The sequence below is a fragment of the Parafilimonas terrae genome, assembly GCF_900115755.1.
Classification (GTDB): Bacteria; Bacteroidota; Bacteroidia; order Chitinophagales; family Chitinophagaceae; genus Parafilimonas; species Parafilimonas terrae.
This window is the reverse complement of sequence record NZ_FOXQ01000008.1, coordinates 151,681-172,343: the sequence shown is the minus strand read 5'-3', so window position 1 is coordinate 172,343 and position 20,663 is coordinate 151,681. Positions and strand designations below refer to the sequence as shown.

The 20,663-nt window shown below is 36.7% G+C and carries 20 protein-coding genes; 10 read left to right on the top strand and 10 right to left on the bottom strand.

The window, feature by feature from the left end:
* Nucleotides 1-24: 24 nt before the first annotated feature.
* Nucleotides 25-1,227, bottom strand: coding sequence for a FecR family protein (locus BM015_RS14140; protein ID WP_090659658.1), 1,203 nt, complete (start codon nt 1,225-1,227; stop codon nt 25-27).
* A gap of 433 nt (nt 1,228-1,660) precedes the next feature.
* Between BM015_RS14140 and BM015_RS14135 the strand changes: the two genes are divergently transcribed.
* From BM015_RS14135 to BM015_RS21875, 4 genes are all read left to right on the top strand, one after another.
* Complete coding sequence (locus BM015_RS14135; protein ID WP_090659775.1) at nt 1,661-1,951, top strand: RNA recognition motif domain-containing protein; 291 nt, start codon at nt 1,661-1,663, stop codon at nt 1,949-1,951.
* 161 nt (nt 1,952-2,112) lie between these two features.
* Nucleotides 2,113-2,331 carry a fatty acid desaturase family protein gene (locus BM015_RS14130; protein WP_090659655.1) on the top strand — a complete coding sequence of 73 codons (219 nt, stop codon included), beginning with the start codon at nt 2,113-2,115 and terminating at the stop codon, nt 2,329-2,331.
* 544 nt (nt 2,332-2,875) lie between these two features.
* Nucleotides 2,876-3,262 carry a DUF892 family protein gene (locus tag BM015_RS14120; RefSeq protein ID WP_245751430.1) on the top strand — a complete coding sequence of 129 codons (387 nt, stop codon included), beginning with the start codon at nt 2,876-2,878 and terminating at the stop codon, nt 3,260-3,262.
* Nucleotides 3,234-3,434: a YciE/YciF ferroxidase family protein gene (locus tag BM015_RS21875; RefSeq protein ID WP_245751428.1), complete on the top strand. Its 201-nt coding sequence runs from the start codon at nt 3,234-3,236 to the stop codon at nt 3,432-3,434. Before BM015_RS14120 ends, BM015_RS21875 begins: the two co-directional genes overlap by 29 nt.
* 553 nt (nt 3,435-3,987) lie before the next feature.
* Here the strand turns inward: BM015_RS21875 and BM015_RS14110 are convergent.
* Complete coding sequence (locus BM015_RS14110; protein ID WP_090659644.1) at nt 3,988-4,362, bottom strand: hypothetical protein; 375 nt, start codon at nt 4,360-4,362, stop codon at nt 3,988-3,990.
* A gap of 186 nt (nt 4,363-4,548) precedes the next feature.
* Between BM015_RS14110 and BM015_RS21410 the strand changes: the two genes are divergently transcribed.
* Nucleotides 4,549-4,743, top strand: coding sequence for a hypothetical protein (locus tag BM015_RS21410; protein ID WP_143075873.1), 195 nt, complete (start codon nt 4,549-4,551; stop codon nt 4,741-4,743).
* A 25-nt stretch (nt 4,744-4,768) separates the two neighbouring features.
* The gene (locus BM015_RS14100) at nt 4,769-5,389 is read left to right on the top strand and encodes a hypothetical protein (RefSeq protein ID WP_143075872.1); all 621 of its coding nucleotides are present in this window, start codon (nt 4,769-4,771) and stop codon (nt 5,387-5,389) included.
* Nucleotides 5,390-6,034: 645 nt separating this feature from the next.
* Here the strand turns inward: BM015_RS14100 and BM015_RS14095 are convergent.
* Nucleotides 6,035-6,562 (bottom strand): RNA polymerase sigma-70 factor, encoded by a 528-nt coding sequence (locus BM015_RS14095; RefSeq protein ID WP_177191911.1) that lies wholly within the window; start codon nt 6,560-6,562, stop codon nt 6,035-6,037.
* 205 nt (nt 6,563-6,767) lie between these two features.
* Here BM015_RS14095 and BM015_RS14090 point away from each other — a divergent pair, with 205 nt between their 5' ends.
* Together BM015_RS14090 and BM015_RS14085 are read left to right on the top strand one after the other, a co-directional pair.
* Nucleotides 6,768-7,088: a helix-turn-helix transcriptional regulator gene (locus BM015_RS14090; RefSeq protein ID WP_090659632.1), complete on the top strand. Its 321-nt coding sequence runs from the start codon at nt 6,768-6,770 to the stop codon at nt 7,086-7,088.
* A complete protein-coding gene (locus tag BM015_RS14085; protein ID WP_090659629.1) occupies nt 7,085-7,474 on the top strand; it encodes a helix-turn-helix domain-containing protein in 390 nt (129 codons plus the stop codon). The genes BM015_RS14090 and BM015_RS14085 overlap by 4 nt, the downstream gene beginning before the upstream one ends.
* 11 nt (nt 7,475-7,485) lie before the next feature.
* Here the strand turns inward: BM015_RS14085 and BM015_RS14080 are convergent, their stop codons facing one another.
* The 7 genes from BM015_RS14080 to BM015_RS14050 all read right to left on the bottom strand — a co-directional run bounded on the left by BM015_RS14080 (nt 7,486) and on the right by BM015_RS14050 (nt 16,734).
* On the bottom strand, nt 7,486-7,881 hold the full coding sequence (locus tag BM015_RS14080) for a helix-turn-helix domain-containing protein (protein ID WP_090659626.1): 396 nt from the start codon (nt 7,879-7,881) through the stop codon (nt 7,486-7,488).
* An 84-nt stretch (nt 7,882-7,965) separates the two neighbouring features.
* Nucleotides 7,966-10,479 carry an HD domain-containing protein gene (locus BM015_RS14075; protein WP_090659624.1) on the bottom strand — a complete coding sequence of 838 codons (2,514 nt, stop codon included), beginning with the start codon at nt 10,477-10,479 and terminating at the stop codon, nt 7,966-7,968.
* Between the two features lie 94 nt (nt 10,480-10,573).
* Nucleotides 10,574-11,371: a GIY-YIG nuclease family protein gene (locus tag BM015_RS14070; RefSeq protein ID WP_090659621.1), complete on the bottom strand. Its 798-nt coding sequence runs from the start codon at nt 11,369-11,371 to the stop codon at nt 10,574-10,576.
* A gap of 34 nt (nt 11,372-11,405) precedes the next feature.
* Nucleotides 11,406-13,346 carry an ATP-dependent nuclease gene (locus tag BM015_RS14065; RefSeq protein ID WP_090659618.1) on the bottom strand — a complete coding sequence of 647 codons (1,941 nt, stop codon included), beginning with the start codon at nt 13,344-13,346 and terminating at the stop codon, nt 11,406-11,408.
* 22 nt (nt 13,347-13,368) lie between these two features.
* Nucleotides 13,369-13,659 (bottom strand): WYL domain-containing protein, encoded by a 291-nt coding sequence (locus BM015_RS14060; protein WP_090659615.1) that lies wholly within the window; start codon nt 13,657-13,659, stop codon nt 13,369-13,371.
* A gap of 129 nt (nt 13,660-13,788) precedes the next feature.
* Nucleotides 13,789-14,469 carry a hypothetical protein gene (locus BM015_RS14055; RefSeq protein ID WP_143075871.1) on the bottom strand — a complete coding sequence of 227 codons (681 nt, stop codon included), beginning with the start codon at nt 14,467-14,469 and terminating at the stop codon, nt 13,789-13,791.
* 213 nt (nt 14,470-14,682) lie between these two features.
* Nucleotides 14,683-16,734 carry a TIR domain-containing protein gene (locus tag BM015_RS14050; protein WP_143075870.1) on the bottom strand — a complete coding sequence of 684 codons (2,052 nt, stop codon included), beginning with the start codon at nt 16,732-16,734 and terminating at the stop codon, nt 14,683-14,685.
* A gap of 149 nt (nt 16,735-16,883) precedes the next feature.
* On the opposite strand from BM015_RS14050, the gene BM015_RS14045 reads away from it, so the two are divergent.
* Complete coding sequence (locus BM015_RS14045; protein ID WP_090659606.1) at nt 16,884-18,176, top strand: DUF3738 domain-containing protein; 1,293 nt, start codon at nt 16,884-16,886, stop codon at nt 18,174-18,176.
* Between the two features lie 985 nt (nt 18,177-19,161).
* Nucleotides 19,162-20,616 carry an alpha/beta hydrolase gene (locus BM015_RS14030; protein ID WP_143075869.1) on the top strand — a complete coding sequence of 485 codons (1,455 nt, stop codon included), beginning with the start codon at nt 19,162-19,164 and terminating at the stop codon, nt 20,614-20,616.
* Nucleotides 20,617-20,663: the final 47 nt, after the last annotated feature.

The following is a 20,663-nucleotide window of genomic DNA, read 5'->3' as shown; positions in this document are numbered from 1 at the left end:
GTTAGAAAATTATACGCTTACATATCACTTAACATTATAGGGTTTAACCGTGACAGTTTTGTTCTCAATGGTAAAGTTGGCTATGCCGGTAAGCTCCATCATTTCCAGTATTTTGCTAAGCGGTAATGATCTTTTTATTTCTCCTGTAAAAAATTTCTTTTCGGTAAAAGCATTATCATAAACAACGTGCACATCATACCACCGTGCAACCTGTTCCATTACGTCTTCCAGTGGTGTGCGTTCATACATAAACAACCCGTTTTTCCAGGCAACAGCAAGTGATGTATCTACTTTAATTAGCTGCATTACCTTATCATTTGCCTTTACCTGTTCTCCCGGTTGCAGCACTATCGATTTTTGCGAAGCCACAACCTTTATAACACCTTCCGTCAAAGTGGCTTTTATCAGTCCGTTTGAACTGCTATAACCATTCACGTTAAAAGCCGTTCCGATGTCCCGGATCTCCACATCATTCATAATAACCCTGAACGGTTTATGTTCATTCTTTGCCACTTCAAAATAAGCTTCACCTTCCAGCAATTCCACCCGGCGCTCCTTACCATCAAATTGCAGCGGATAACGCAAGGCAGAAGCCGCATTCAGCCACACTTTAGTCCCGTCACTCAACACCGTCATATATTCGCCACCTTTGGGTATATAAAGTGTGTTATAAGCTGCAGTAATATTTGTGGTTGCCTGCTCATAAACCACCCTGCCACCGGCTATGTGTATCGCAAGGCCTTTGTCGTCAAACGCGCTGTCGGCGCCGTTGTTTAAGACAACCGTATTGCCATTGCTTAAAACCAATCTTGCCTTATGTGTACCCGGTAATACATCATTACCATACTTACTTGCAAGTACCGACCCGGCATTTTGCTTGTCGCTGCCAAAGTGCCAAATAACAGCTCCACCAATCGCCAGTATAAATATGGCTGCTGCAACCTGCCACCATTGCTTTAACCTCTTCCGGCCAGCCCTTTCAGGCGCTTTCAATGTTTGCTGTTCTACCCGCTGCCATGCTGCTCCGGTATTCACCTTATCCAGTTCCTGTACCTGGCGTTCCAGTTCATCAGCATTGGTTAATTCCCTGAACAGATCCCGGTTTTGCTTGGAGGCTGCCAGCCAGTTGTTTAAATCCTGTTGTTCCGCATTTGTAAGCCCGCCTTTAAGGTGTTTTACAATAAGCGAGGCGATATAAAAACTTACAGGCCTTTTTGATGTAGCCATGTGATTGTTTTAATAAGTTCCTTCTTTCCTTTCTGAAAAAAATGCAGTGTATATTATAGAGACAATGAAATTGAAAAAACGGATACCGTAAAATGAAGTTTTTTAATTAATGGCAATAAAATCGTTCTCATGAACAAGTGCAGTGTGATAAAAGAAGCATTAACGTAGAAAAGCCATACTGTTATAATTCATTTTGAAAGCTGTTGCTGTAGAGCTAATTCATTATGATTAAAGCTTATCCAGTTATATGAGTTTTACCTGCCTTAACAAAGTTTATAGCTATTCTTCCGATTAAAAGATTACTTTCGTTTTAATTGAGCTGTAAAAGCATATTTTAGATAATCTTATTTTTTACTTGCCAAAGTAAATTTTATCCTTCTCTCACTTTTGTTTCTACTTCCTTCAAGTATTATTAATTAAAAAAATGTTTTTTATGAACATGTATGTTTCCAATTTAAGTTTTCACACCAGTGAAGAAGACCTTAAAGATTTATTTTCAAAGTATGGCAGCGTTGATTCTGCCAAGATTATTATGGACAGGGAAACCAATCGGTCCCGTGGTTTTGCCTTTGTAGAAATGCCTTCTGAAGAAGATGGTAATGCTGCATTAAATGGCCTGAATGGTAAAGAAATACAGGGCCGAGCACTTTCTGTTTCAGTGGCCAGGCAAAGAGAAGAAAGAAGTGGCGGAAGAAATTCATTTTCGCGTAACCGTTTCTTTTAACTACCAAATTTATAAATAAGTTAATTGCAGGCGTATAAAGTACGGCCTGCAATTTTAATTTCAGTCAGATACTATATTGATCATTCTTCTGTTCTTTTTACGCATTGGTTTCTTTTGCTTTTTTTCATTTTTTTTTCCTGCACCGTTATGCATCCCACAAAATGTACACTACATCTAAAACATGGGAAAAGTTTTTTTATTCCCCTACCTGGTTTGTGCAAGGTTCTTCTTTTTTAGTGCCAAGCGCCTGCGGTATAATGCATCGCATGCACCATGCCTACAGCGATATAGAGAAATATCCGCATTCACCGCATTTCTTTGAAGATATATGGCAGATGACTTCATGCTTTTACAACAGGCAAAAACAAGCCTGCCCCTGAATTTGCAAAAGACTACCTACCCTCATGGAATAAGCTTGATAAACTTGCCCGTAGTATGATACTATTCGGGTCTGCTTATACTGCAGTATATATTTTGTTAGACCAATCCATGGTGGTTTTTGCTAATGCCTATTCATTTTTAAATGGGGCCTCTACAAGGCGGCTATTGTTAAGTGGTGCGGCTATAAATATGGATACAGTAATTATGGAGATCATTCAAAAAATATGTTACCGTGGGCATTTCCTTGATGGTTGAATTATTTCAGAACAGTGATCACCATGCCAAATAAAAGCAGGATGGCTTTTATTATGGTTTGCGGATTGAAAAAAAGCAAAGCAAAAATTAAACACCTGCACCAGCTACAAAATTATGTACAGGACTTTTATGCTTTTTTCGGGGAAACAAACCATTCCCTGAATACCAGTTCTCTGACCGATACAAAAGCCCCTACCCACTAAAGAAAACCGGTCTTATCATCTAAACCCTGCGACTATCTTAGAAAACTTGCACAGAATTGGATACACATCTTTAAAAACTATTAATATGGCTAATAAAACAAAAAGCAAAGTTTCTAAAAGCGCGGGCGCCGCTGCTAATGATTCTATGTTGAAAGACTTCTTTCAAGATGAAATTAAAGACATTTACTGGGCGGAGAAAAACATCCTGAAAGCCTTACCCAAGATGAAAAAAGCTGCAACATCATCTGAATTGCAAAACGCGTTTGAGGAACATTATGCCCAGACACAAACACATGTTGAAAGACTTGAAAAAGTATTTGCATTGCTTGAAAAAAAACCACAGGCAAAAAAATGCGATGCTATGGCAGGTATTCTCCAGGAAGGAACAGGCATTATAGAGGAGACAAAGAAAGGTACGGCTACCCGTGATGTAGGATTAATACTTGCAGCGCAAAAAAGTAGAACATTATGAAATATCCACTTATGGCGGCCTTGCTCAGCTTGCAGAGACCCTTGGTCTGAACGAGATAAAAGAGTTACTGGGAAGTACGCTGGAAGAAGAAAAAGAAACCGATGAAAAGTTAAGTGCAATTGCAGAAAACAGTGTGAATTATGAAGCTGCTGAAGAACCTGAAGCTCTATAACTATTTCTGCTATCCGGATATATAAAAGCCCCGCATGCAGGGCTTTTATAGTTATCAATTTGGATTCATAAACGCATCCATGCTGAACTTGTAAAGAATAACAAGCTTTCAGTCAAACCGATAAACTTCTTTTTTGATATAAAAGCCGGTCTGGCCAAAAGCATGCATTAAAAGGAAAAAGAAAATTAAGAATAGCGGTGCTTAAATGAAATAATATTTGTTATACGAAGCTTTTAAAATAAAAGAGCCTTCGTGAATACAAAAGCTCGTTTTCAACCCTAAACCCTTAAAGAATAAAATTAAAGATTTTCTCTTAAATATGCATCATAAATATGTAATCTTTTTAAAAAACGGACTTGCCGAAGAAAAGCCATTTCATCAATGTTGTTTTTAAAACAATCATTTTCTTCATTTTGATTGTAATGATCATGTATTTTATCAACCGGGACCTTGTCTATTACCACATAGGTTTCGATATTAGTTACAAGTTTTTCTATTTATTAGCGGCCATGATTGTCCCTCCGGCTTTAATTATTTTTATGCTTGCGTGAATTTATTGGTTGCCCACCGCGCCAGCTCCTATTTTTCTTTTTTTTGATTCTGCTATCAGATCATATTCTGATACACAATACAGCCGGTTTTGCAGTTCATGAAAATATCGTAACGGAATACCAATTTCTTTCCTTCCGCAAACCTGCACAAAGGTTACTGAATCTATTGCTTTCAGTTCAATACCGGTTGCTGCATGTACCCAAATTTTCCTTCTGCCAGGCTTTTCACTGAACCCACAACCCATCAGGTACATCACATTTAATTTTGTAGGTTTTCCTTCAATCATTTTATCTTTTGTAAGCGTGGTTATTTCTGCATGCAGGCCATCGGTAGTATCAATGAGATTGCCAATCATGAGTTCTTTTGGGTTGATCATTCTAAAGTGTTTTTAGTGAGATAAAATTATATAACAATTCAAACTTAAAGCCTGCAAGGCCTTCATTTTAAAATAATATTTAACTTGTTTCTTAAGATACACACACTAATTTTAAAATTGTGCATAAAAGCAGTTTTATTTTTTTGTATAACTTTGCTGATCGTGTTATCTTTAAAACAAAAAGCAATGAAAAAAGCTAACGGTAAATCTTCGCAAAATGCTGCAAACCGAAGGCGGAAGTTCTGGAAACTGAGATTCGGAAAAAAAATGCATTTTTCATCTTCCGAAGCCGGTGAATACAGGGTTGTAAAAGGCTCTCGTGTTCCAACCACAAACTCGAAAGAAAAGATTCGGGAAGCTGTAAAGGCTGCCATTTATTAACCCGCCACTCTTCACATTTACTGCTTTGCCTTACGAAAATAATGTATTCATCAACTGTCCCTTTGATAAAGATTATAATGAACTATTCTTAGCCCTCGTGTTTGCCATACAGGATTCCGGTTTTAGTCCAAGATGCGCATTGGAATCTTCTGGTACTGAAGCTAACAGGTTAATGAAGATAGCTGACATAATCAAAGAATGCAGGTTAGGCGTTCATGACATATCGCGGGTGGAACTAAGTGATGGTAATAATTTGCCGAGGTTCAATATGCCTTTTGAATGCGGGCTGTTCTGGGGCTGCATGTTATATGCCGATGGAAGTTACCGAAACAAAAGACTGCTTGTGCTTGACAGCATGGAACACCGGTACCGAGCTACTTTAAGCGATATTAGCGGCCAGGATATAAGCGTGCACAATAATTCAGCAAAATTATTAATTGAACGTGTACGAACATGGTTAAGCCAGTATTCAACAGAAAGATTGCCGGGTGGTGAAGCTATATGGAAACATTACCAGGAATTCCAGGAAAACCTTCCAAAGATTTGCCATAGTTTAAATATAACACCTGAAGAATTAGCAACCAATGCTTACTTTGGCGACTATGTTTATGCAGTTGCCACCTGGCTAAAAGAAAAAGGATATTAGGGCTATACTGATGAAGCTTATCATGCAAACAATATGCAGGTTTAAGTAAATGCAACAGGCATTATCGGATATGAAATGATGCTGCTGGGATTGCCAAAAAGTTTTATAGATTGATCAAATATAACGACGACGTGCTTTTTCAATTAAGCTTTGTAAATATGCGAAATAACATTCTTTATAACCTAAATGATGCTTATCGATTCAGAGACAACAGAACGCCGAAAATACGCAACATGATAATTTTAAAATACGCTTTCAGTTTAATCCTTCACAATTAACTGAAGCACGAATTTTTGAGGTGGCAAAAATCCATGCCGAAAAAATTTGCAGGGCTTTTGGCTTTGATAAGGACTATTGCTTTGTAAACAATGAACTTACATTAAAGCACATGCATTATTTCATTTGTAAGCTTAGGCATTGTGAAACCCTAATAAATTAAACTTACTGAATAATGGTTTACTAAAAGATAGTAGCCATCAATCATGCTGATCGAACCTAAGCATCAAGGCCAAACAGCCGAAAAGTCATCAGTACAAAAGCTACATCAAGGCGTAATCCGAAAACGTGCTGAATATCGTTTTCGGAGGTCTTTTTTTGGTACTTTTTTGGACAAGCAAAAAAGTACAGACAATCAATGCGAAGCATTTACAAATGCGCCAGCACCGCAATAACCACCAACCCCGAAACGCCCAGTTTCTTCTTAAGCGCCTTAATGCCATTAAGCTTATGCTTCTTCACGGTGTGAATGGAAATATTTAATTCCTCTGCCACCTGCTTACTGTCTAAGCCTTCTTTAAAGAGCAGGTGCATAACGCGGCGTTGCTCCGGCGGCAGTTGCTGTAAGGCCGCATATACCTCCCGCAGCACCTCTGCACGCACTATTTCGTTGAGGATGAAATCTTCGCTTTCGTATTGGGCAAAATAAGCGAAAGCATGTTGTTTGGCGGTATTGCGTTTTTGTTGCTGAATATAGTTAAGGCAGGCATTTTTTACAGCGATGTATAATATGGCTTTAATGTTTTTGTACTTGCTGAAATTGGGTTTTTTCTCCCATAGTTTAATGAATACATCTTCGGTTATGTCTGCGGCGGCTTCTTCATTGTTTATAATGCGGTTGGCGAAAAAACATAAAGATGGATAGTATGCTTCAAAACTTGTTTTGAAGGAAAGCATTTTGGTTGAATTAAATCCACTGTTAGACTTATAAAGCATACTAATCTACTCGGAATAGAGATAAATAAACTTTTTATGTAGCAATTTAAAGGTAACGAAAATATCACTTATGATATTATTATGAACATCCAAAATGATATAATGATACTTTTAAAGTATATAATATATTGAAAATCAATAAATTGCCCATATATATCTTTATCCAATGGGTAAAGAAAATCCGGAAATAAAGTATAACCGCCTTCAACATATCCTAATTGAGTTTGGTATGGATCAAATAGAATTGGCAGAAGAACTTAATGTTAATAGAAACTCTGTTTCTAGATGGTGCAGAAACTTAGTTCAGCCATCGTTATATCAACTAAGAGTAATAGCAGAATTTTTTGGAATAAATATAAAAGATCTTATAGAGCCAACAACTTGGTCGGATCGAAAAGGACCGGCACCTGTCGAGATATATAAGGCGAAAAGAAAAAAAGAAAGGGAAGCGTTAGCTAAAAAGAAAAAGACATCTAAAAGAAAATGAATCAGCTTTTTATCCTTTCCTGTTATCGTCAGTATAAAAAACTTTCTCTTGAAATGATTGCAAAAGAACTTAATCTTTCCACTGAATCATACAAAAAACTAGAAGAAGGGAAACTAAAAATCAACGAAATTCATGCAAAAAAGCTGTCGGATTTTTATCAAGCACCAATTGAATTGTTTATGCTTAGTGAATTTGGCGTAACTCATCATTTGCGTGCAAATGTTTTATACCATAATTGCACTTTTATCGGTGGCCAAGGAGGCAGTAGTGGTTATGTGAATCACCAATACAATGATCGAGGCATGGAAGAAATTGTGCTTACCAAAAATGAAGAAATAAGGGAACTTAAGCAAGAAATTAAAAGGCTCCAACAAAAGATCAAGTAACTATGCTCACTTTATGAATGAGCCAATTTGCCACCCAATGCTTTTACCAATTCCATTAATTCTGTGTTTTGCTTAATTAATAATTCATTCTGCTCTTTCAAAACTTTCATAGTGGTTTCATCAAACTGATTTGTTTGACTTTGAACAAAACCTATATTGCCATTATTGCTATTTTCTGAAATGGATTTCGATTGAAATGTTACTATAGGTGTTGCCTCGGAAAGCAAGTTAGCAATGCTGACCTTATATAAGTCGGATAACTTTTGCGCTTGTTCGGCAGTTATTCTTGCAGGGTTGGCTTCCAGCCTGGCATACGTGGCCTGGCTTATACCTAATATTTCTTCGGCTACAAAATCCTGCGTGTAGTCATTTACTTCTCTTAATATTTTAAGCGTACTGGTTGCCATAACTGTATTAAATTAGTAAAAACTGAAATTAAAATTCAAATATGACAATTTTTATTCAATATGTGTAAGATTCCCTGCAGTCGATTATATTTCATATTCAGTTTTTTCATCGTAATAAGTCCTAATAAAATTTTCTAACGTTTGCTTTTCATCTTTATCCAAATCTAAATTATCTCTTGCACCAAGATGTATAGCTTTTCCAATAATATAATTTAGTATCTTTCTCGTTTCAGCATCAACATTATTCCTGGAAATATCAGGAATAAATTTTTTGGAAGTAATATTTGTAATGAAGGAGCTAATTTCAAAAATTGAAGCCGATACATCTATATCAAAATTAAAATCCTTTATCAACACGCTCCGCATGAATAAATACTGTTTACTGTCACTTGTTTTCCACCAATAAAATTTATGGTCGCGCTCCGTTTTATTAAAGGGCAGGTACAAAGTATTTTTCCTTCCTTCAAATAATGTAATTTTTTTTACAAAAGCTTTTGTTTCGCAGTCTTTTGAATGGCCAATTTGGTGTAAATCCCTTGTTTCAAGATTATCAAAAATATAAACTGTATTGCGGTCAATACTAGTTTCAGCTAATTCTTCTTGTCTATCTTTTGGTACAATTATAGAAACCCATGTCAATTCATTTTCCATTTTTGTAATAACCTCATCTACATCTCCCGTAAAATTTAAACCATTTAAGAAATCATCTTCCACATTGGATTCAACTAACGGTATTGAAAAATATTTTAACTCAGTACCATTGATATAATCATCTATTTTAAGTTTGGCAGGTTCAACTATCTCCACCAATCCTTTTTCGTCATCATATTTATAAAGAATCTCATCAAAATCTATTTCATCGAACTGTTTAATAAATGGTCTTTTTTTCTTTATTAGAGCATACCCCTCAACTTCTTTTAGATAATCTTTAAAATCAATTTTTATTAATCCCTTATCCAGTGGCTCGGTCAATGCAATGCTCTGTACAATCTTTTCGCTTTTTGTCAAGGATTTATCTATCAATTCAAAAACAATTCCGTCTGTTAAGAAATACTGACTTAAAAATCCATGTACTTCTTTTATATCGTTATTGAAAACTGAAATAAAATCTGAATAATTTAAAACCACTTCGGTTCCATCAAACCTCACATCTTCCGCCTGTGTTAAAGAAGTATATTCATTTCCTTTTTCAAGTTCAATTGTATATTTATATTTTGATCCATAATCTCTCGTTGTAACTTTAGCATCATTAGACAGCATAAAACAAGAAAGAAAGCCGATACCAAAATTTCCAATCGGCCTGTAGTTAAAATCTTTAAGTAAAAAATCAGTGGAATTATAATATGAAACACCAATATTTAAAAAATGCTTTTTTATAATATTGATAGACATGCCAGTGCCGTTATCTTTTATTATTGCCTGATTTTTATCTTTATCTAAGATCACTTTAATTTTTGGTTGGTATTGCTCTTCACCAAATTCCCATTTAAGCTTTTCCGCTTCCTGCCTTATTTTGCAGGAATCAATTGAATTTTGAACAAGTTCCCTAAGTCCCAAAGTTCTACTTCCATAAATTTTTTCACCCATGAGCAATGAACTGATTGCTTTGAATTCGAGTGTCATTTTGTAATCAGAAAACGTATAACCTTCAGTTTGTATATTGACTTCAGGTGTTGTATCATATACCAAATTATATTGAGGTATCATTCCTTTAACAAGAGACACGGCATTGATCAGTTCATCCTTTACCCAACCAATGTAAATCAATAGCTTTCTATGTATGCTTGCATTTGTTGATTTGCCATGAAAAACAATTTTCTTTTGTTGTGTTCTATCGTCAACAGTAATTTTTTCATTATTTGAAATAAGATAGTGCTGCTTCCATTCATCATCACTTATACCTTTGGGTGCAATTAGTTTATATAAATTGTAGGGCGTTCTGTTTCCGTCAATATCTAATATGTCTGCCAAGCGAAGAATTGCAGCAATAAATTGAGAATTAAATTTATAATCGCCTTTTATTTCATGTGTACGCAATTCTGTTTTTATTCGATCATAGTCCCAGGTATGTGCTTCACAAATTAAAGCAAGATCTTGTGCAAAATCTAAAGCAGCAAGTTTAGGAATTAGCAATTTCTCCTTTAGCTCTTCTATAATATATTTGCCAGACAGTGAAGCGTGTATTCTACGTACATATTCTTGTAATGCAAGTTCTTCATTTCCTCCCATGAGTTTTTTCATTGTCGAAAACTTGATATCACAGAAAGGAAAATCGTCAGCCTTAATCGCAGTGATATCTTTATCGCTGATAGCCATTCCAATATCGTGAAGAAGTGCAGCATAAATTAAAAGAGTAATTTCAAGTTCATCAAGCAATTTGTAATCGCTTACTAACTTACTCATGTATTCCATTATTCGAAATGAATGACCCGTATTATGAAGCGTATAGTTTGGAAAGACAAATTGTACTCTGGAGTTAAGAATATCTTTTACTTCTTCATAAACTTCATAAATTTTTGGAACAAAAGGGCTGTTAATATCTTTAAGATGTTTGATAAGGGTTATATCATCCAATTTATAGTCTGTGTCAATATTCATTTGTGCTTAATTGAAAATTTATTCCAAAATTATTTAAATAGGTATTGGCCTATCAGTAAATTAGTGTTACTTGAAATGCAAAATATAATAGCGTTCATGCATATTGGGTCATTAATTCTTTTATATGATTTAGATCGGAAAAATTCAATTTGAACCACTCGCCTCTTAATCTTTTTGCGACAAATGTTTTATGCAAAAATGTTTCTGTAGCTTTTGGGGCTTTCCAGAAAGCTATTGTTTCTATTTTAGGCGATTGGGATTGCAGGGTTTTTTCTCTATGCATGATTGTTTTACTTCTGCCAATTTTAATATGACTGGTGTTTAGATCAAGCAATAAATAAACAACATTTTCATCTTTAGGTTTATCGTAGTTATAGTTATTATCAAAAAAATCTCTGTAAAGTTTCAGTTTGTCTATTTGAGGTACATATAAAATACCTTTAGCCTTTGCAATAAAAGTTACATTTTCTCCTTCTATTTCCGACATTTCCTTATCACTAATCGTTCGATAGTCAAACAATTCTAAATATGATCTTAATTTATAGCTATAAGTATTGAATACATCTATTAAATCAAGGTGCTTATATTCTTTAGTGAGGTGGTTGCAGAATGCCATAGTGATATCAAACTTATACTTATCTTCAATATTTAGATTGATAGCCTCACCTTGCAGCAATCCTTCACCATTGATATAAACAAGCGTGTAATTCGGTGAAAAATCTTCTTCATCGCACCATATACCAAAACAGTCTTTGCAAAGCCCGTTTGCAACATTGCTAACTGCAGCATCTTTAGCTGCCAGGCGCAATATGGCTTCTTCAGATATTAACCTGTAAGCATCATTTAGTTTTTCATTGAGTTCTGTACCTGTTATGTATTCTGTTTGTATCATTTATTAAATAGCTTTTATGTATTCCTTAATTAAATCACATTAAAAAACGCAAATCTGTTATGTTATTTTCCATAACCCAGCTTTTAAATTTTTCTGATAATCCTGATGTAAAATCTGTTTCGAATGGTTCTTCAATGCAGTTACAATCTATCAAATCATCTAAAACCTTTTCAACTGATTGTCTTGTTGTGTCATTGCTTTTAAGTTTTTGATACATCAGCCAGGGCTTGTCTTTTGAACTTCCAGAAATATAATTACCCTTTTCGTCTAACCCAATTCCATTATGGGCTACTTCAAATGTTGAAATAGAAACGCGATGTACAACCCTTAAACCTGAATTTCTGGTATTAATTATAGCAGTGTAAATATTTTCGTTCCCAGACCAGGCGCTATTAGCATTTCCATTTTTATTTTTAGGAAAATCAGAATCATGCAATACTGAAAAATCTACTTTAAAATGTGTAAGCATTTTAATTAAGGGGATTATAGTATATTTTCCTCTTGCTCTTATTAAGATAGGTTTGCAGTTGATATGATATTTTTCAGGTTGCATTCGCATAATCGTATCAAATGCAGCATATTCAGTGTCTCCTTCAATTATAATTGGATATTGACCAAAAAACATTTCTGAAAGGTTTTGATCAAAGCCGTTTAACAACTTTAAATTATCAATTTCTTCTTCAGAAAAAGCAATATCGTCAGATCGGTATGTTTTAGGAGTTGGGTTGCCTTCGCTTCTTGACAATCGTACTATTGTTGTGTGATCTTCAAAAGGATTAATAAAAAGCGGGCTATGTGTCGTAAGCATTACTTGCCAGGATGGATCATTTGCTAATTCATAAAGGTATTTTGAAGCAGCTCTTATTCCATTAGGATGAAGTGCAATCTCTGGTTCATCAATTAGCAACATGTAGCCAGGCAGAGCCAATTCACTATTTCTTTCATCGATAGCTTTTTCAGCTTCAACTTCCTGGGCAAGCTTCAATTCATTTTGCTTTTCATCAATAGCAGTTTGCTTTTCTTGTTTTTTAGTTTCAGTTTTTGCTTTCTCTTTTTCTGCTTCAAGTTTTTTAATATCCTTTTCTATTTGTTTAACTCGTTTTTCATGGTCTGACTTAAAATTCTTGACGGCTTGTAACCTCGAACGAACTTGCAGTAAAGACCAAAATAAAGCTCGTTGAGAACCGGTTCCTTGCTGATCCCAATCAATATTATCTTCAAATTCCTTAATATTTAATTTGGATCCTTTTACTAACGCATCAAGTGGATCTACTTTGAGATCAGCCATACCTATATTTAAATCAATAGAAAGGTTTGGAAAAATTTTGTTATGGCTGTTGGTGATTCTTTGATTTATTTTTTCAATAATCTCTTTATGTTCTTCTACAGGCTTTTTAGCGTGAGCAGTAAAAACTTCTAGAGCCTTACATAACTCAGATTCTTTATCATCTAAATTTAAACGTAAATTTTCAGCAATGGGATCGACAATAAGTTTCAACAAATTTTTTAGTTCAACTTGCGGGTTTTCCAAAGCACCAATTCTGAAGGGAACAGGCAACCTGCTATTGAATACATTATCCAACCCTGCCGCATTTCCATCATCTGAGTAATCCTGAATTTCGGGATCAAAAGTTTTTCGTGTCTTAGTGCCGTTCTGATCCCATTCCCACTTACTTTTTACAACTAATAATTCACCTTTTTTTTCTTTCCACTTTTCGGCAATATTCGCAGTCCCCTCTGGAATATGAACAGATATTTCTACATAGGTATTTTCTCCTTTCGACCTTTTGCAATAATCCTTTTCGTAAGAATACGATTGTGTTCCCAAAGCCAGCTCATAAGCTTTCAAGATTGTTGATTTTCCAGAATTATTATCTCCAACAAGACATAGGATATTGTCCAGACTAACAGATAATCCTTCATTTCCAATGCAACCTAAATTTCCAACAGTAATGTTTAATAGTTTTGATCTCATATGGTTTTTTGTTTACGTAAGTTTAGAGTTCTGCATATATAGTTGGCATATTTTTATCGCCATGTTTATAATCTTCACGAGGCCCATCAAAAGTTTGGTCTGAAATAATGATATCACTAATTTTTTCTAAGTCATACATTTTCCAACCCAATTTTCCAGAAGAGCTATACCCTCCTATTTGATAAGCGCGAAGGCACTCATTTCCAGCTGTTGTTTTACCATAACGATGCGGTTCAACAACTCTTAATTTACCTTCATAATGAAGTTCAATTACATTTAAATTTTTGAGTGCATTAATAATGTCTGTATTCATTTTATTCTATTTTATTAAAAAAATAAGCAGCTTCTACAGTTTGATTATAAATTATTTTATAATACTATTACCTACTTATTACTTTAAAATTGATTAGCATTTTTGTAGTATAGCAGTTTCTTAATAGTCTTAATCAGTTATCGTTGGCCAGGCAGTTAGAATTTCGTTACAGGCAAGCTTTATTTGCATCTTTGCAGTTTGTATGAATTTGGGAGCAGTATATTTTCGACGATGAAATACATCTATTACTATACAATTTTCCGGTTTCAATTTTATTTTATAAAGCGATTCAAGATGGTTTTTAATGCTGGCTGCAATAATATTTGCTTCAGGCAAATCAATATGCCTCGTTTTTGAAAGCACCAGTTTAATAGCGCCTTTAATTTCTTTTGTTTTGGCATCCAGTAAAACAACTTCCGGTTTAATATGTACTATTACATTTTGAATTGTCGTGTTTTGGTTTTGCGGAGGCAAGCCTTTTTCTGCATTAAAGCGCAGATAAGGAACGAGCAAGGTGCTTGAGCAATTAATGAGGTGATCTAACGCTTCGAGGCAACAGGGTATATTTGTTTTCACCCAATCAGATGTAATTTTTTTGCCGGCAACCTGTTGTTTCTTTTTTTCGAAAATACCAATATCATGTTTTTCATCTGCCATAAAATGAATAAAAGCACTTTGAGGTTCAGGATACCGGCCCAGCTTGAAGCTGCTGGGGTATTTCATGGTTTTAAGAATACTGCGTTTTTTAGCCGGAGTGGCATAAACATATTCTCCTAATTTATTTACCGAGATGTGAGGGAAACTAACCATAGTGTACGGGTTATTTGATTGAAATTTTTTTACAAATAAGGGGCAAGAGTTTTTATATCTGTCAATATTTCACTAAAATTATTGGCAATTTAAGAAAAAATCATATAATTGATTATAATAATTCAATTAACTGCCATTTATGGAACTCCTACTGCACACATGGATTTAGGGGCATTAGCTTTATAAGGAGTTCTAGTAAAGGAGCTAATATATTTAGGCACTAACAGTAAACGGGTCTTTCATGCCCGGGTAAAGTGTAACACAGGGCAGAATTTCCAGGGGAAAGCCATCCACCTGCTGCTGATGTACCGGCGCGTCAGCATTTTGTACAATGCCCACACTGCCAATATTATTATTGATCAGCTTTACTATAAACTGAAGCTGGAAATCCCGTTTTGGCCCAGGGTTACGCGCATCAGCTAACAGCAAGCCATCCTGTAACCTTGCTACACTATGTAAAGTTTTTTGTACTAACGGCAGGATGTTATTGTTTAAAGTAAACCCCGTTAAACTCAGTACAGCGGCCGCTGCAATAAGTGCGAGATAATGTTGTCCGTTTTCTTTAAACATAGCATGCTTATGCAAATCAGCCGCGATGATTTTTTTTAAGGCCGCATTCATTTCATCAATACTTTGCCGTACTTCTACTTTAGACCTTGCATAAGCTCCAATACCAAACACCGCAAAACAAAGCTGCAGTGCAGCAGACCACACATCAAAGGGATCGCCTTCCGGACATTGCTGAATAACATTTTTCAATGTTTGTAAAATTGTGCCCGCGGTTGCTTCAATCCAGCCTTTATCTTCCTCTCTTGTTCCACCTTTACATACGTTCTCCAGTTCCAGCAAAAAATGGATAGGGTAACCGGATGCTTTCAGGCTGTTCATATTCGGCTCCCTGGTCCAATCGTCTATATCCCTGAGCACCCGGCCGGTAACAGGATAATTGAGTGCATAGTCCTGCGGCTTCCTGCGCGATAATGGCCCTTCAATTGCAATTCGCTCTTTGGCTGAATCCAGGTTTATCCGTTCAACTTTGGCCGCTCCTATCGAAGCTAGGGCATCAGCAAACCAGGCTTCCTTTCTGCACCAGTCAGAATGATAAAAATTTTCTGTTTCAATTATCAATACCTTATCTGATTTAGCTAAAGAACCAAAAACAAAAGACCGGTTAATTACGCCATGTGGCAGCGTTAAACAATCCAGGAAAACCCCGTGTTCGGCATGCAGTTGCCGCACACTTTCAGATAACACCAGTTTGGCATCCAGGCCCCTGTGGCTAAGAAATATATTAAACCGCCCTTCATTCAATATTGCAGTGCGTGTTACAGATGTTTTAACCTCGTGGAGATGAGCTAAACTAACGGCAACCCACATCAGGTCTGCGGCAGATAAAAGCGGGTTAACAAGGCCCTCCGCTAAAATCTGAACCAGTTTCAACATCGACTCCGGATGAAAAGCACCTACTGTATATTGTCCTTTAGTGACAGTTAATCTCCCGTCGCGCAACGAGGTAATTGTCGGCAATGCTTCCCCTAAAAATATGTCGGGAGGAATAAAAGATGCCAGGGCCGCCAGCGTCCATGATAAGGCAACTACTATTTTCGATAAGTGATCGTACTGCGGAGGTATTTCCAGAAATTCCTTTTCAATATCTATCTGGTTTTTTATTGTCCAGATGTCAATCCAGCCACTGCGGGAAAATTCATGCGGCTGCATTTTTCCATAACCATCCTTGCTGGCAGCTCTTAACCATAACAGGGCATCCCTGCCCAAAAGGGTAGTTAACAATTGCCCGTAAGGCGATCCTGCTGCTACCTGCCGCCTGTAAAGTTCATATTGTAAAGCTAACTCAAAACCCTCCTGCTTATCTCCGCTGTCTTTTCTTTCAGACCGAAGTTGCATTAAGCTATTCAAAAGCATAAAAGCTTTTTCATCCCGGAAACTTAGTTCCATTAAAGTGGGCAAACTATCGCCGGAAAAAGAATCAAGTACTTGGGCTATGATGTTGCTACTCTGAATGAATACAGGCTGAAAACCTTTTGGGAAAGACTCCATGACTTGTTTTAGCCATGCCTGTATTTTATTATCCGCCAAAATTTTTTTTACACTAGGGGTAAACATCACTAACGAAGTTTCTATTTCCGGCCTGTTGCTGTTTGTTTTATAAAAACCTTCCGGAAACAGCTTCATAACACCAATGGCATCGCGCATGATATTCCGTACAAAATTTAGCTCTGAATTTACATCTGGAGGAGTGTTCATAGGTTTATATTTCTTTCATAAAGCAGTCGTGAATATATTATTCAGGCGTGCATTTTTTATTCAGGTAATAGCTTTCATTTTTGCAACACTTCTTTAATGTAATTCCTGAAAATAGTGCAGTGTAAAACTATTTAAAAAAGGAATTACACATGAAATACTTTCTCTTATTACTGTTTTGCCTGACAGTAAAATTTGCTGATGCCCAAAATAAAACAGGTAAAACCATTCATCCTTTAAATGTTGGTGATACGGTTGTTGATTTCACCTTCAGGCAAATGCTTAATTATCCTTCTAAAACAGCCAGGCTTTCAGACTTTAAAGGCAAGCTTATAATTCTTGATATGTGGAGCACCTATTGTGGCTCCTGTATAGAAGCTTTCCCTAAAATGCAGGCTTTGCAGGATAAGTTTAAAGACAGGATACAGGTTTTGCTGGTAAACCCCTATCCTGCTGAGGATGATCCTGACGAGCGGGTGAAGCAGGTTTTGACAAGGGTAAAACAACGCACCGGCTTAACGCTTACCGTGCCGATGCCATTACACGATACCATGCTAAACCATTTGTTCCCTCACGAAACCGTACCGCATGTTATTGTGATTAATGAAAAGGGCCTTATTATTGGCTCAACTTACTCATGGGCCGTTACACCGGAAAGCATTCAGGCCCTGCTGGCAGGAGAAAAAATCCGTTTCCCGGTAAAGAATGATTGGGGCTTCGACAAGAATACACCTTTGTTTGTAGATGGTAATGGTGGTGATGGCAGCAATTTTATATACAGGTCAATCATTACACCTTATAAAGATGGCATCCCTGCCTTTATAGGCAGCCAGGAGCTGAATGAGGGAAAGGCTAAAAGATTTTACGTAATCAATTATCCCCTGCTCACGCTGTACCAGCTGGCTTACCCCGAGGTGCTGAAATATCCTGCCAACAGAACCATAATCGAGGTAAAAGATTCATCCGGATTTATGCTGCATCAGGACGCAGAGAAAGATAATAAAAACAGCTATTGTTATGAAGTGATAGTGCCTGCTTCACCTGTTGAGGTAAAAACATATATGCGACAGGATCTTCAACGAACATTTCATGCTATCGCTTTTAATGAGGAAAGAAACTTGAAATGTTATGTGTTAAAAAAGGTTGGTAATGGAGATACCGTTTCTCTAAAAGCAGACAGCGCAGCAACAGATATAGAAAGAACGTCACTGCATAAGTATATGCACAACCAGCCGCTCTCCCGGTTTATTGACATGCTGAATTATATGTTGCCTGCACCTGTAATTGATGCAACAGGGCTAACCAAAAACATAAGTTTCGATTTTCCATTTGACATATACAGTTATAACGTACAGCAATGGAATGGTTTCTTGTCAAAATATGGCCTTGCTTTAGAGGAAACAGAAAGAAACATGGAAGTAGCAGTGATTAAGGCTTCATGGTAGCTTGGTTTTTCTTGTTTAGACGATACAGGGATTGTTTCTACTTTCCCTGTTTTCAACTCAGCTAACTTTGTGCTGCTTTTGTGATAAATAATTTGAGCATACGCACGACTTAGATATTCAGAAAAGCCAACGCCTTAACAACTCTGTTTTAAGAGCGAGTAGAAATGCCTGATCCATAACGGGAGTTTTCTTATATGCCACAACACTTTACCAGCGGTTGAAAGCTTTCTGTATGTTTTTCTTTGTTCAATTTCTGCTTGCAGAAATTTATAAAGCGTTGAATCTATCTCGCTTTTGGTAAAGCCGGCAGCGAGCAGGTTTTCATATATGTTTTCCTCATTGGATTTTCTTTGCATGACAGGGTCTTAAAGTAGTTTGTTAGTCCGTGAAAGTAACGGCGCCTTCGATTGAAACAGATTATCTGCTTTCAAAAATAAAGCCGGGGTTATATTTATTGATACAATGAATAAATTATTCATAAATGAATATTGCGCTTAAAGATTGAAGAGATATTGATGATTTAAGTTTTACAATTAATCTGTTGCTAGACAACGCCTGCGGCTGGTAATTCAAAACAAAGAAGAACGCGGAAATATTTTACCTCTGGTATTTTTCAACATGCCAGGAGTGGGGCTTATTCGCCTTAGACAAAAAATTATTGGATAGGTATATTTTATTTCAATAGCTTTATGTTACTAACTGTTGCAATCAACTTTAATCCTAGCGCTTATGTTGCAATCACGAAAACAATTCCTTAAAAGTACCTGCTTATTAATTGGTGCGGGTGCATTATTAAAGCACAAGACTTTTTCTAATTATTATCTGCCTTCCTGGCCTGAAGGTTTTTGCAACTATGACCTTGCAAGTGTAGGAATAAACGCATCAAATACAACACAGCTAATAATTTCAATCAGGATTGCTGTATTTTCTTTTTATTGTGAATTTTTATTAGCTTTATTACTTACGATTTTTAACTACCAGCTTTATGAAAACCACCCTGCTGCCACTGCTATTACTAATTTTTTATAGTTCCGTTGCCCAGCCTTGTGCTGATCCATTTAATTGTGAAAAAGACATGAATTTAAGCCCGCATGCCATTAATGGCAGTAACAATATCATCATTATTAATTACGGCAAACAAACAGGCATGCCTTCCACATTCAGCGATGTGCGCTATAAGTTCGGCTGCGGCACTTCGCCAACAAGCACCACTTGCAATTGCGCACCCACAGACCTTTTTTACAGGGTGTTTTATCCAACAGATGTAAATTATACAACCTGTGCATTGCCGGCGGTAATTATGTTTCATGGTGGCGGTTTTGAAGACTGCACCGGCCTCGGCAATGGCGACGATGCAATTACCATTTGCCAGGAGTTTGCCAAAAAAGGTTTTGTAGCTTTTGATGTAGAATACAGGCGAGGCAATTATAATGATGAAGATTATATAACCGCGCAAGGGCCATTGGCAATTTACCGGGCGCAGCAGGATGCCAGGGGCGCTATACGCTGTATAATACAGCGGCAAATTAATTTAGGCGCCAATGTTACCGGCGACCCTTACAGGATAGATACCAACAATGTTTTTCTCGGTGGCAGCAGTGCCGGTAGTATAACCGCCATGATGTGTGCTTATTATTATAGGCAAAGCAAAATTGACAGTATACTGCCTGGTGTAAGAACAGCTTTAGGCGCCTCCATAAACGCCGATTTTTATGACCCTGATACTGCCAAAGCAAATGATGTGTATAACGATACTTTAGATTACAGGCGTTTTATAAAAGGCGTTTTAAACAATTGGGGCAATGTGTTTATACATAAATCTTTCAAAAGCAACCCGGGTGCATTCTTCAGGAATAATGATGGTTATAAACCGCCTGTAATTTCTTTTCACGGGCTAAAAGATTCTACATTGCCGATTGATACCACGGCATTGTTTTATGCACCAGCCAATGCTGTGTACAGCCCTTACAATATTCCCACCAATATCAGCATTCATTCAGAAACGCATTGTGTTGGGGCGTGCCCAGGTACAGGGGTTGCTTACACAGTAAATCCTGATATAAATGGCAACCCGGATATTTATTCAATGGGTTCCCAAAAAATATATACCGTTTTAAAAAATGCCGGCATTGCCACTTTGATATTTGTTGATTGCCAGATGAAGCATGGGCTTGACAGTAATGGAAGCAGCTATGCAAGTAATTTTGGCACCGGCGCTGCAAACAGGGCAGATACTTATAAATACATTGCCGCGAGGGCCGCTAATTTTTTCCAGTTGATATTGCATTACCAGGATGCTGCCAATCATTACACCGGCACTACGGCATTTATAGAATGTGAAGACAAACGGCATTTATGCCAGGTGGCCAACCAGAACGCAGCCTGCTCCAATACGAATAACTGCGATGGGCAGTTTTTTTTAGATCCCGGTGACGAATAATTATTTAACCATTGCCATAAACTGCATAATTTTTTTAATTTTTTAAA